Consider the following 427-nt stretch of genomic DNA (forward strand, 5'->3'; position numbering starts at 1 on the left):
CTTTTGTAAAGAAATTTGTCCCTGCGGCCCTGGCAGATCAGGTGGTTCCCACCATTACCTGCCCAACAGATATTGTTCAGGATGCAGGACCCCAATGTTTTATTTCGGTAACACTTACTGATCCAATTGCGTCTGATAATGTTTCCACCGTATTTACTTTTGAAGGGGTCCGCAGCGATGGCGCTGCACTGGACGCTCCCTTTCCCATAGGCAATACAACCATTACCTGGACCGCCAAGGACGAGGCGGGGAATGTATCGGAGTCCTGTGAGCAGTTGGTCACCGTAACAGGTACGGGAGACTGTTGGGCACAAGTTGGCCCTTCCAGTTTTCCCAATGGAACGGTAGTTGAGGTTTCCTTGGCCCTAGATGGTTCCGGGGTACCCTATCTTGCATTTCAGGACAAAGACAATGAGAAGAAGGCAAC

At 50.6% G+C, this 427-nt stretch carries 1 protein-coding gene; it reads left to right on the forward strand.

All coding sequences use genetic code 11. The features are described from left to right. Positions 1-427: HYR domain-containing protein (locus MWU78_RS22265; protein ID WP_247002017.1), on the forward strand; the 427-nt coding region annotated here is incomplete at both ends.

The sequence above is a fragment of the Arenibacter sp. F26102 genome, assembly GCF_023015865.1.
In the GTDB taxonomy this organism is placed as follows: Bacteria; Bacteroidota; Bacteroidia; order Flavobacteriales; family Flavobacteriaceae; genus Arenibacter.